A 12,403-nucleotide genomic window follows, 5' to 3' on the forward strand; every position below is an offset into this window, starting at 1 on the left:
GGAGAGAAGTCTTGTCCGGACACTCCGGGAACTCCGGGACCTGCATCAGCGCGGTCTCCGCGCTGCACTGTCCGCACGGCGGCCGGGCGTTCGCCGCGGCCGCGCCGAGTGCCGTGCTCGTCGACGGGCAGCCCGTCCGCACGGCCTTGGACGTGTTCGCCGTGACCGGCTGCGCGCACACCGTCGACGGTGTCCCACGGCCGTGCACCAGCGTCCGCTTCAGTCCGGCCGCACGCGGCGTGCAGGTCGACGGGGTGGCGGTGCTGCTGGACACCATGGCGGCGCAGTGCTTCGACGCCGCGCTCGTGCCGCAGGGTCCGGCGGTCGTATCCGCAGCGCGACGAGGGGTGACGTGCCGATGACGGTCCGACGACGCAGTGACATCGCGTTCCCGTTCCGCAGCGACCGGCGCGGACGCAGCGCGCATGCCGCGTACGACGAGCATGTGCGGGATCTGATCGAGCAGTTGCTGTTCACCAGCCCGGGCGAGCGGGTGATGCGGCCCGACTTCGGCTGCGGGCTGCTCGATCTGGTCTTCACCCCGAACAGTCCCGAGCTGGCCTCCGCGCTGGAGCTCTCGGTGCAGGCGTCGCTTCAGCGCTGGCTGGGCGAGCTCATCGAGGTGGAAGCCCTGGACGTGGTCAGCGAGGAGAACGTGGTCCGGGTCCATCTGTCCTACACGGTGCGCTCCACCGGGAGCCGGCGTGACGACGTGTTCGAGGGGAGCGGGCCCGCATGAGCGGCGTGCGCGAGGAGTTGGTCTGCCGCAGCGACGGCAGGCGGGGCAAGGTGCGCGCCGCACAGCTGGGCGGCGTGGACGCGGTGGAGGTGGGCGACGACGGGCTGACGCTCACCGTGACGTTCCTCGGGAAGGCCCCGCACGGGCTGTGCCCGGAGAACATCCGGATCGACGGCGGGCGGCGCGTCACCGGGATCGAGGCGGTCGACGTCACGGTCGAGCGCGAGGAGGACCCCGAGCTGGACGACCGGCTGCTGGTGACGCTCGACCGGAGCGGGGACACGAGTCGCTACCGGCTGTCGGTGGTGGACACGGACCCGTACGGGCGGCCCGGCACCGAGCCGTTCCCCGGTTTCGACCAGCGGTACTTCTCGGCCGGGTTCTCCTTCCGGCTCGACTGCCCCACCCCGTTCGACTGCAAGGACGACCCCGGCGACTGCCCGCCCGATTTCCCGGCCGCGCCCGTCGTGAACTACACCGCCCGCGACTACGAATCGATCCGGCAGCTGATCCTGGACCGTCTGGCGCTGACCACCCCCGACTGGGTGGAGCGCAATCCGGCGGATCTGGGGATGACGCTGGTGGAGCTGCTGGCGCACACCGGCGACCGGATCAGCTATCAGCAGGACGCGGTGGCGACGGAGGCGTATCTGGACACCGCCCGGCGGCGGGTGTCGGTGCGCCGTCATGTGCGGCTGATCGACTATCCGATGCACGACGGCTGCAATGCGCGCGCGTTCGTGACGGTGGAGGTGGCGCGGGAGCTGACACTGCTGCCGGGCACGTTCCGGTTCGCGGCCGTCGATGTGCGCAGGCTCGGCCCGCGGGACCGGCCGGAGATCGGCACGGTGATCGACGACCGTGAGCTGACGGTCCTCGGCGAGCGAGGCTCCGTCGAGGTGTTCGAGCCGGTCGTGGCCGTGGAGCCGCTGGTGCTGCGTCCCGCGCACAACAGGGTCCGCTTCTGGACCTGGGGCGACGAGGTGTGCTCGCTGCCGAAGGGGGCCACGTCCGCGACACTGCGCGACGAGTGGGCCGACGAGGAGTGCTCCCGGCGCCAGTTGCGGCTGGCACCTGGCGATCTGCTGCTGATCGAGGAGGTGCGCGGCCCGCGTTCGGGAACACCCGGCGACGCCGACCCGGCGCACCGGCAGGCAGTGCGGCTGACCTCCGTCACCCCCGTCGTGGACACCCTGTGCGACCAGCCGGTGCTGGAGGTCACGTGGGCCGCCGAGGACGCGCTCGCGTTTCCCGTCTGCCTGTCCACGCGCGGCGGCAGGGACTGCGAGCCGGTCGCCGACGTGAGTGTCGCGCGCGGCAATGTGGCGCTGGTCGACCACGGCCGCTCGCTCACGTTCTGCGGCGGCACGCCGGAGACGGTGACGGTGCCGCCCGAACCTGCGGTGCTCGGTTCCTGCGATCCGGCCGGCTTCGGCTGCTGGGACGAGGACGCCGGCAATGCGGTCGCGGATCTGATCGGTGCACGGCTGGACCAGACACGGCACGGACGACAGCTGACCGCCGCTCAGATACGTGAGCTGTTCACGGTGGCGGGCGAGGACGAGACGGGCCGGGCCGGACTCGGTCTGGAGCTTGCGGGCCGCCGTCGGGAGAAGGTCGTGCCCGGCACCGCGTACGAGCAGGCGGAGGCGCTCGAGACGCTGCTGGCGCAGGTGGTGTACCCGGGCATCCGGCGCCGGTTCCGTCCGGTGCTGCAGCGCTCCCCCGTTGTCCAGGCGGTGCCCTTCCCGCTGTCCGCGCATGTGTCGGCCGGTCAGTCGGCCCGGCTGGCGGCCGTCCCGGGGCGGGTGCGGCAGCGGCTGGTGGAGCTGTGGCGCAGTGCCCGCGACTGCGACGGTCTGACGGAGGCGGAGATCGCCGAACTGACCGTGCTGTTCGGGCTGAAGGTGCTGGAGCGCTTCGAGCTGCGGCGTCATCCAGTGGGTGCACTGCGGGAGTTGCTGCACCGCAGCGAGCGGCTGCTGGCCGCGAAGCTGCGGCGGCTGGAGGTGCTGACTGCCCGGTCACGCGCGGGCGCGGTGCTCGATGCCGGCATCGCGTGGGAGATCGCGCACACGTGGGGCCCGGCGTACGCGGCAGGGCTGCACCCGGACGAGCCGGAGCTGCGCGGCCCGGCCGCCGCGCTGCGGCAGGATCCGCGCGAGGCGCTGCCCGCCGTCCGGGTCGTCGACGGTGACGATGTCTGGTCCCCGCGGCGGGATCTGCTGCACAGCGGGCCGCGCGAGCGGCATGTCGTCGGCGAGCTGGAGGACGACGGCCGGATCGCGCTGCGGTTCGGCGACGGCAGGCACGGGGCGCGGCCTCGTCCGGGCGCCCGGCTGGAGCTGCACTACCGGCTCGGCGGCGGCGCTGCCGGCAACGTGGGCGCAGAGGCCATCAATCATCTGGTGCTGTGCCGCGATCCCGATGCCTCGGACGCCGGAGACGCGATGCCGGTCGCCGGAGTGCGCAATCCGCTTCCTGCGGTGGGCGGCACGGAGCCGGAGCCGGTCGAGCAGGTGCGGCAGCTGGCGCCGCTCGATCTCAAGCGTTCGCGGATGCGGGCGGTGACCGCCGAGGACTACGCGGCGCTGACCGCGGCGCTGCCGGGTGTGCAGCGGGCGGCGGCGGAGATCCGCTGGACCGGCAGTGTGCAGGAGGCCCATGTGGCCGTGGATGCGCTGGGTGCCGGGGAACCGGGTCCGGAACTGCTGGACTCGGTGGCGTACGCCCTGGAGGGCTACCGGCGCATCGGGCACGACCTGGTGGTCGGCCCGGCGCGCAGCGTGCCGCTGGACATCGCGATCGAGGTCTGTGCGACGCCGGGGCACCAGCACGGGCAGATCCTCGCGGAGCTGTACCGGCTGCTGGGCACCAGGCGTCTGTCCGGCGGGCGGCTCGGCTTCTTCCACCCGGACGCGCTGACGTTCGGCGAACCGGTGCGGCTGAGCCGCCTGGTGGCCGCGGCGGCCGCCGTGCAGGGCGTGGAGAGCGTGCGGGTGACAAGGCTGCAAAGGCTCTTCGAAGGACCCACGTCCTTCACCGAGCACATCGACGACACGGCACTGGAGGCAGGCGTGCTGCGGCTCGGCCCGCTGGAGATCGCACGTTGCGACAACGACCCCGACCGGCCCGAGAACGGGCGGCTGTCCATCGAGCTCGGCGGAGGTGCGCGATGAGCGGCACGTGCGGCTGCGGCTGCGGCGGCCACGACGAGCGCCACGCGCCGAAGGCTGTGTACAACCCGCCGGGGCGCACCGCGTTGGACTACCGGGTGGGCGAGTACGGCTCGTTCCTCGCGGCTCTGCTCGACCGGTTGGCCTCGCCCGCGTATCCGGCGCTGCGCGGCCTGACGGTCCGCACGCCGGACGATCCGGCCGTGGGCCTGCTCGACTCGTGGGCGGTGGTCGGTGACCTGCTCACGTTCCATTCGGAGCGGATCGCGGACGAGGCGTATCTGCGCACCGCGAACGAGCACCGTTCACTGGCTCTGCTGGGCCGCCTGGTGGGGCACCGGCCGCGGCCGGGTATCGCCGCCGACACCCACCTCGCGTATTCCCTGGACCGGGATCCGCGTGCCCCCGAGGTGTCCGTGGTCATTCCGCGGGGTGCACGGAGCAACAGCGTCCCGACGACGTCGGACGAGGACTCGCAGGTCTTCGAGACGAGGGAGGACCTGACGGCTCGGGCGTCGTGGAACGAGCTGGCGGTGCGCAGGCGCCGGCCCTCCCTGCTGACACCCGACGATCTGGCCCGGCGCTCGGAGATCTTCGTGTCGGGCACGTCCACCGCGCTGACGGCGGGCGACCGGCTGCTGTTCGTGTTCGGGGGTGAGGAAGGCGGGCCGGAGGGGCAGCGGATGCTGCTGCCGGTCACCCGGCTGCGTACCGACCGCGAGGACGATGTGACGGCGATCGGGCTGCCGCAGTCGGCGCCGCCGACGCTGGGTGAGCTGGTCGGCGAACTGCGCGAGTGGATCACGGAGGACGAGCGGGAGGTCGAGGACGGGGAGCCGACACCGGCCAACCCCAATCCGCGCCCGGTCAGCCGGTACATCGAGGAGTTCGACACCCAGGTGCTGGCGCCGCTGCGCGCCGATCTGGACGCGATCGGCACTCCTGCCGCGTTCGCCGCGCGGCTCGCCGAACCCCACGACCGGCTGGCCGAGGCGCAGGCGGTGGCCGCCGCGCACGAGGATGTGGCGGCCTGGTTCGAGCAGTTGGAGGCGGTGGTCGGCGAGCTGCGGGAGCGGGCGGCCGACCTGGAGCCGTCCCGTCCGGCGCCGCCGGACGAGACGCGGCTGTCCGAGGGCGCGTCGGCGCTGCGGGCGCTCGGCGCGGTGCTTCCGGCCCTGCGTACCCGCGATGTGCGGCCCGGCGCGAGTGGGCGGCGGGCGGGGCGGCTGCCCGCCGCCGGTTCGGAGATGGGCGCGCAACTGCTGGGTGCCCTCGACCCGCGCGTTGCGGACGGAATGTACGCGGCATGGCGGCGGGCCGCCCCGGCCGCGCCCGCGCTGCTGCGCGAGCTGCAGGCGATGCGCGTGACGTCGGCACCGTTCGGTGCGACGGCTCCGCTCCGGCCTGTGCAGGACGAGCGCGGCCGGGTGATCCGGCAGGCGGACTGGCCACTGACGGGTGCGGCGCTGACCACGATGCGGGTGGTCTACGACCCGGCGGGCCGGGTGCCGGTGCGCACCGAGTTCCAGCACACGGAGACCGGTTCGTCGGTGCAGGTGTCGGAGAACCTTCCCGCGGACAAGACGTTCGAGCTGGGTCCTGGCCGGATCACGCTGCGTACGCGTGCCGGTCAGGACCACGATCTGAGCTGGCTGAGCAGGCGCCCGGCGGATTCTCAGGAGCCCGGCGTCACCGCGCAGCTGCACGACGGTCTGCCGGAGCGGACGCTGTTCGTGTCCCGCCCGGGTGAGGACGGCCGGGTCCATGTGGCCGTGCACAACGGTGACACGCAGACCTGGCAGCTGGCTCCGGGTGAGCATCACCAGATCCGGCACGAGGACTACGAGCTGACGGTGGCCTACACGGTCGGCAGCGAGCCCGCGAACGTCGTGATCGGTATCGCAACAGTGCCGGAGGCGGCGAACCGTCATGTCCTGCCACTGGATTCGGTCCAGGACTCGGTCACGGTCGGCAGCTGGGTCGCGATCGAGCGTCCCCGCAAGGGCGCGGGCGGTGCCGACGGTATCCCCGGCGACGAGAAGCTGAAGTTCGTGACGACACGGGTCACCGGAGTGCGCACGGCGGTGTACACCAACTACGGCATCACGGGCCGCGGTACGGAGCTGACACTCGCCGATCCGTGGCTCGACGACCACGACGTGCTGCTGTCCAACATCCGCGACACCGTCGTGCACGCGGGCGGGCAGAGCCTGCGCCTCGCCGACGAACCTCTCGGCGAGGACGTGCACGGCGACGAACTCGAACTGGCCGAGCTGTACGACGGACTGCGGCCGGGACGGCAACTGATCGTCTCCGGCGAGCGGACGGACGTACTGCCGCGGTCCCCCGGCGCCTCGGGGGTGACGGGCACGGAGCTGGTGGTGGTCGCCGGAGTGGAGCAGGTGCTCGATCCGCGGCTGCCGGGCGACCATGTGCACACCAGGCTGCAGCTCACCTCGAAGCTGGTGTACCGGTATCGCCGTGACACGGTGCGCGTACTGGGCAATGTGGTGGCGGCGACGCACGGTGAGAGCCGGGACGAGCCGATCGGCAGCGGTGACGCGGGGCGGCCGAACCAGACGTTCGCGCTCTGGCAGTCGCCCCTGACCTGGCTCCCGGCGGACAATCCCCTCGGTGCGGAACCCGAGTTGGAGGTACGTGTCGACGGGCTGCTGTGGCACGAGGTGGACAGCCTGGCCGGGCGTGGACCGCGCGACAGGGTGTACGTGACCGGCACGACCGCCGACGGCCGGACGACGGTGACGTTCGGCGACGGGGTGCACGGCGCCCGGCTGCCGACCGGCAGTGAGAACGTCCGTGCCCGCTACCGGTTCGGCACGGGCCGTGCGGCCAATGTGCGGGCGGGCCGCATCACGCAGGCCGTCACCCGCCCGCTCGGTGTCACCGGCGTCACCAACCCGCAGCCCGCTGCGGGCGGCGCGGACGCCGACGGGCCCGGCCTGACCCGGCGCACGGTGCCGCTCGCGGTGTCGGCGCTCGACCGGCTCGTCTCGGTCGCGGACTACGAGGACTTCGCGCGGTCGCGGGCCGGGATCGGACGGGCCGTGGCACGGGAGATCTTCGACGGCAGGCGGCGGGTGCTCCATGTGACGGTCGCCGGGGTCGACGACATCCCCGTTGCCGAGGACTCGGACGTCCTGCGATCGCTGCGCTCCTCGCTCGCGCGGTACGGCGATTCACGGCTCCCGGTCCGGGTGGACGTACGCGAGCTGGTGCTGCTGCTGATCGCCGCGAAGGTCAAGATCGCCCCGGACCACAGCTGGCAGGTGGTGGAGCCGCGGCTGCGAGCGGCGCTGCTGCGGGAGTTCGGAGCCGGCGCGCGCGAACTGGGGAGGCCCGCGCAGCTGTCCGACGTGCTGGCGACGGCTCACCGTGTGCCCGGCGTGGACCACGTCGACGTGGACGTGTTCGACGGCGTCCCCGCCTCGCTCACGCCCCAGGAGCTCACCGGGCTGACGGACAGGTTCGCCGAGCCGCGGGCCACGGTCCCGGCGCGGCTCGCCGCGTACGACGAGGACGTGCACCGGGTCACCGCGGAGGAGGGCGAGACGCTCACCCAGGTCGCGGGGCGCTACGGCATATCGCTCGCCGAACTGCTGCGCCTCAACCCGGACATCACCGACACCCGGCGGCTGGCGAAGGGACGCGCGGTGTTCGTCTTCCGCGGCATCCGCCCCGCCCAGCTCGCCCTGCTGTCACCGCAGGTCGCGGACACGCTGATTCTCACGGAGGTCACCGCATGAACACGCACGAAGGGAGCACCGCATGAGCAGGGAACCGGACGGGCTCGCGGAGCTGCTCCCCCAGTGGCACCGGCTCCGGGACGCCGAGGCCGGGGAACCGCTGCGCGCGCTGCTCGCGGTGATCGCCGAACAGGTCGACCTGGTGCGCGACGGGGTCGAGCAGGGCTACGAGGACCTGTTCGTGGAGACGGCCGCACCCTGGGTGCTGCCGTATCTCGGTGATCTGGTGGGCTACAAGCCGCTGCCGGGCTACGAGAGGGTGCGGACGGACGGACTCGGGGACGAGGGCGCCGACGCCTCGCGTGCCCGGCTCGCCGAGGCGCTCGCGCCGCGCCGTGATGTGGCGCAGACGGTCGCCAACCGCAGGCGCAAGGGCACCCTGCACCTCCTGGAGGAGCTGGCGCAGGAGATCGGCGGGTGGCCGGCACGGGCGGTGGAGTTCTCCCGGCTCGTCTCGCACCAGCAGCCGGTGAAGCTGTACCGGTCGGGGACGGCGGACGTCGATGTGCGCCGGGCCGGCCGCGGCCGGCTGGCCGACGTCCGCGAGGGCGGCGAACTCGATCTGTCGGGTGGCCCGTTCGGGTCGGTCGCCCGGTCGGTGGACGTACGCAGGGCGGCCTCGGCGCGCCGCACGGGCGGGTATTCGCCGGCCGGGGTGGGGCTGTTCGTGTGGCGGCTGAAGCCCTACCACGTCACGCGAGCTCCGGCGTACTGCATCGACCGTGCGCGCAGCCTCTACACGTTCTCGATTCTCGGCAACGACAGCCCGCTGGTGACGAAGCCGGTTCCGGAGCCGTCCGCCACACACATCGCGACGATCGACAACGTGCCCGCGTACATCCGGCGCCGGCAGCTCGCCGACCGGCTCGCGGACTACTACGGTCCCGGCAAGAGTTTCACCATCTGGCGCGACGGCCAGGACGAGCCGGTGCCGATGTCGGACATCGTCGTCGCGGACCTCTCGCAGTGGCGCTACCGGCCCCGGCGGGGCCAGGTGGCGGTCGACCCCGTACTGGGGCGGATCGCGTTCGGGTCCCGTTCGGCGCCGCGGCAGGGCGTGTGGGTGACCTACCACTACGCGTTCGGCGACGACATCGGCGGCGGCGAGTACCCGCGCGAACGGGACACTTCGCCGGCGGCGAAGGTCTACCGGGTGGGGCCGGGCGGGGCCCACCAGAAGATCATGGACGCGTACGAGGAGTGGCGCGGCGACCGGCGTGCGGGCCGCTGCGGCCCCGAGGGCATCATCGAGATCACGCACAGCGGCGCCTATCAGGAGCAGTTGGACTTCGATCTGGAGCGCGGCGACCGGCTCGTACTGCGGGCGGCGGAGGGCTGTCGGCCGGTGATCCGGCTGCTCGACTGGTACAGCAACCGCCCCGACGCACTCAACATCCGTGCGCAGGAGGAGGACTGCGCTCCGGGCCGGGACGCGCCGCGCATCGTGCTCGACGGGCTGCTGATCACGGGGCGCGGGCTGAACGTGTGCGGCCCGGTCGGCGCGGTGGTGCTGCGGCACTGCACCCTGGTGCCCGGCTGGTCGCTGGAGCCGGAGTGCGATCCGCACTCCCCCGAGGAGCCGAGTCTCGTACTGGACAGGACGACGGCGTGTGTGCAGATCGAGCACAGCGTCCTCGGCACGATCGAGGTCATCGGCGACGAGGTGAACCACGATCCGCTGCCGATCCACATCCGGGACAGCGTCCTCGACGCCACCGGTCACGACCGTGAGGCGCTGTCGGCGCCGGACTGCCGGCTGGCGCACGCCGTGCTGCACGCGTACCGCACCACCGTGATCGGCGAGGTGCACACGCATGCGGTGGAGATCGGCGAGAACAGCATCTTCACCGGGCAGATGTGGGTGGCGCGGCGCGGTGTCGGCTGCCTGCGGTACTCGTACGTGCCGCCGGGCTCCCGTACGCCGCGCAGGCACCGCTGCCAACCGGATCTCGCGGGCGATGCGACGATGCGGCCGCTGTTCACGAGCGAGCGTTACGGCACGCCCGCGTACGGCCGGCTCTCCGACGTGTGCCCGCCCGGCATCCGGCGGGGCGCGGACGACGGCGCCGAGATGGGCGTCTTCCACGATCTGTACGAACCGCAGCGCGAGGACAGCCTGCGGGCCCGGCTCGCCGAGTACACCCCGGCCGGTACGGACGCCGGGATCATCCCCGTCACCTGACACGACTTCTTCCGAACTTCCCGAGGGGGACCCCAACCCATGCACGCAGACATCTCCCGTGTCACCTTCCGGCCGGAGCGGCACTACTCGGCGGTGATCGCCCAGCAGGGCCGTGTCCAGCTCGACGCCGATGCCAACGAGCAGACGGCGATCCAGCTGCACCAGGCCCGCACCACCGCCCGCGATCTGATCGGGCAGCACGGCGGCCCGCGCGGTGCGGCAGGTTTCCGGATCGACTTCCTCGGCGGCAGCCGGGAGCTGGACGATCTGTCGATCGGCGGCGGCCGCTACTACGTGGACGGCATCCTGGTGGACGCGACGCGTCCGGCGCCGGGCGTCCCCGTCACCGTCACCGACGGCGACGGCGAGGCTGCCGAGGAATCGGAGGCTCCGGGCGCTTTGGCGACGTGGACGTACTGGGACCAGCCCGACGGGTACCGCGACCCGGAGCGTCCCGGCGACCGGCTGCCCACGCAGTTCCCGTATCTGGCGGTCCTTCAGGTGTGGGAGCGGGCGGTGACCGCTGCCGAGGACCCGCTGCTGCGCGAGGTGGCGCTCGGCGCGGCGATGCCGGACACGGCGGCCCGCCTCAAGACGGTGTGGCAGGTGGTTCCGCTGCCCGGTTCCGCGCTGGAACTGGAGGAGGGCGCGACGAAGGACCAGGTGCGTGTCGCGTTCGACAAGTGGTCGGCGGCGCAGGCACCGACGGCACGGATGGCGGCGCGCAGCGTGCGGCCGGACCGGGCGGACGAGGATCCGTGCCCGATCCCGCCGGACGCCCGCTACCGCGGTCCGGAGAACCAGCTGTACCGGGTGGAGATCCACGAGGGCGGCGCGGCGAAGGACGCGACGTTCAAGTGGTCCCGGGAGAACGGTTCGGTGACCTTCCCGGTCGACGAACTGGACGGCACGTGGGTGGAGTTGGCCTCCCTCGGCAGTGACGACAAGCTGGATCTGAACGTCGGCGACTGGGTGGAGTTCACCGACACCGCCTACAGCAGCCGCCGTGAGCCGCTGCCGCTGCTGCGGGTCGAGGAGCTCGATCTGCCCGGGCGGCGGGTGCGGCTGTCGGAAGAGCCGGACCCCTCGGTCGGCCGCCGGCCCGAGCGCAACCCGTATCTGCGCCGCTGGGATCACCGTCCGGCGACCGGACGCGGCAAGGGCGCGGCCAGGACCCGCGGCGCGCTGCGGATCGAGGAAGGCGCCTGGCTGCCGCTGGAGGACGGCGTGTTCGTGTACTTCGAGCCCGGCCGTGCATACCGCTCCGGGGACTTCTGGACCGTCGCGGCGCGCACGGCGACGGGTGACGTGGAATGGCCGACGGATGCCGCCCGCCGCCCGCTGCTGCGGTCGCCGCACGGTGTCGAGGTCCATCGAGCGCCGCTGGCCTGGGTGCTCGGCGAGGGGTCCGTGGCCGATCTCCGGCTCGCCTTCGGGCAGTTGGCCGCGCCGATCCCGGCGGCCGACGAGGAGGCGCTGGCCGCGGAGGCCACTGCCGAGGAAGAGGCACGTGCGGCGGAGCGGGCCGCGGCAATCGGTTCGGCCGACCCGCAGACCGGGCAAAACGATCAGGGACGGCCCGCGAACTGACTTCCGGGAAGGAGCACCAACGATGGCGAAGCCTCTGTCCGCCGACAGCCTGCTCAAGGCCCTTCGCAACGAGGGACTGCGCGTTGTCGAGCATCGGAGCTGGCGCACGCACAACCGCAACCACAAGGGGCCGTGGGGGCCGGTGAACGGTGTGATGATCCATCACACCGTCACCAAGGGCACCCAGAGCTCCGTCGAGCTCTGCTACAACGGTCACTCCAGTCTGCCCGGCCCGCTGTGCCACGGCGTGATCGCGAAGGACGGCACGGTCTACCTCGTCGGCAACGGCCGGGCGAACCACGCCGGGCTCGGCGACGACGACGTACTGCGCGCCGTCATCAACGAGTCGGCGCTGCCGGCGGACAACGAAGCCAACACCGACGGCAACCGCTACTTCTACGGCTTCGAGTGCATCAACCTCGGTGACGGCGAGGACCCCTGGCCCGCCGTGCAGCTGGAGGCCATCGAGAAGGCGGCCGCGGCGATCTGCCGGGCGCACGGCTGGACGCACCGCTCGGTGATCGGTCACAAGGAGTGGCAGCCGGGCAAGGTCGATCCGCGCGGATTCACGATGGACTCGATGCGGAACAGGATCAAGGAGCGGCTGGGCGGCAACCCGGACGGTCCGCCGAAGCCGCCCGCCCCGCCGAGATACGAACCGTTCCCCGGCGCGGCGTTCTTCCAGGCAGGCCGCCGCAGCGCGATCATCACCGCGATGGGCAAGCGCCTGGTGGCCGAGGGCTGCGGCCGCTACGAGGTGGGGCCGGGCCCGGACTGGTCCGAGGCCGACCGCAAGTCGTACGCGGCATGGCAGCGCAAGCTCGGCTACTCCGGCAGCGACGCGGACGGTGTCCCGGGCAAGACGAGCTGGGACAAGCTGAAGGTGCCCAACGTCTGACGGGTACGACATGCGGTGGCCGGGCAGCCCAAAGGGGGCTGCCCGGCCACCGTG

The 12,403-nt window shown here is 72.5% G+C and carries 7 protein-coding genes; all 7 read left to right on the forward strand.

Features of this window, described 5'->3' with window-relative positions:
* The first annotated feature begins 11 nt into the window (after positions 1-11).
* From AC067Z_RS14250 to AC067Z_RS14280, 7 genes are read left to right on the forward strand one after another with little or no spacing between them, the layout of a single operon-like run.
* Positions 12-362: a hypothetical protein gene (locus tag AC067Z_RS14250; RefSeq protein ID WP_478789773.1), complete on the forward strand. Its 351-nt coding sequence runs from the start codon at positions 12-14 to the stop codon at positions 360-362.
* Complete coding sequence (locus AC067Z_RS14255) at positions 359-739, forward strand: GPW/gp25 family protein (protein ID WP_478789774.1); 381 nt, start codon at positions 359-361, stop codon at positions 737-739. Before AC067Z_RS14250 ends, AC067Z_RS14255 begins: the two co-directional genes overlap by 4 nt.
* Entirely contained in the window at positions 736-3,918 is a 3,183-nt protein-coding gene (locus AC067Z_RS14260) for a putative baseplate assembly protein (protein WP_478789775.1), read from the forward strand. The genes AC067Z_RS14255 and AC067Z_RS14260 overlap by 4 nt, the downstream gene beginning before the upstream one ends.
* Positions 3,915-7,679, forward strand: a complete 3,765-nt coding sequence (locus tag AC067Z_RS14265; RefSeq protein ID WP_478789776.1) for a putative baseplate assembly protein — start codon at positions 3,915-3,917, stop codon at positions 7,677-7,679. The genes AC067Z_RS14260 and AC067Z_RS14265 overlap by 4 nt, the downstream gene beginning before the upstream one ends.
* 22 nt (positions 7,680-7,701) lie before the next feature.
* Complete coding sequence (locus AC067Z_RS14270; protein ID WP_478789777.1) at positions 7,702-9,861, forward strand: hypothetical protein; 2,160 nt, start codon at positions 7,702-7,704, stop codon at positions 9,859-9,861.
* A 39-nt stretch (positions 9,862-9,900) separates the two neighbouring features.
* Positions 9,901-11,451 carry a DUF6519 domain-containing protein gene (locus AC067Z_RS14275; protein WP_478789778.1) on the forward strand — a complete coding sequence of 517 codons (1,551 nt, stop codon included), beginning with the start codon at positions 9,901-9,903 and terminating at the stop codon, positions 11,449-11,451.
* 22 nt (positions 11,452-11,473) lie between these two features.
* The gene (locus AC067Z_RS14280) at positions 11,474-12,349 is read left to right on the forward strand and encodes a peptidoglycan-binding protein (protein ID WP_478789779.1); all 876 of its coding nucleotides are present in this window, start codon (positions 11,474-11,476) and stop codon (positions 12,347-12,349) included.
* The last annotated feature ends 54 nt before the right edge of the window (positions 12,350-12,403 follow it).

It is taken from the genome of Streptomyces sp. NPDC043812 (assembly GCF_056436245.1).

Bases quoted from the DNA above. Each gene is read 5' to 3' on its own strand.
- AC067Z_RS14255 (WP_478789774.1), top strand. From the start codon at position 359: ATGACGGTCCGACGACGCAGTGACATCGCGTTCCCGTTCCGCAGCGAC.
- AC067Z_RS14260 (WP_478789775.1), top strand. From the start codon at position 736: ATGAGCGGCGTGCGCGAGGAGTTGGTCTGCCGCAGCGACGGCAGGCGG.
- AC067Z_RS14265 (WP_478789776.1), top strand. From the start codon at position 3,915: ATGAGCGGCACGTGCGGCTGCGGCTGCGGCGGCCACGACGAGCGCCAC.
- AC067Z_RS14270 (WP_478789777.1), top strand. From the start codon at position 7,702: ATGAGCAGGGAACCGGACGGGCTCGCGGAGCTGCTCCCCCAGTGGCAC.
- AC067Z_RS14275 (WP_478789778.1), top strand. From the start codon at position 9,901: ATGCACGCAGACATCTCCCGTGTCACCTTCCGGCCGGAGCGGCACTAC.
- AC067Z_RS14280 (WP_478789779.1), top strand. From the start codon at position 11,474: ATGGCGAAGCCTCTGTCCGCCGACAGCCTGCTCAAGGCCCTTCGCAAC.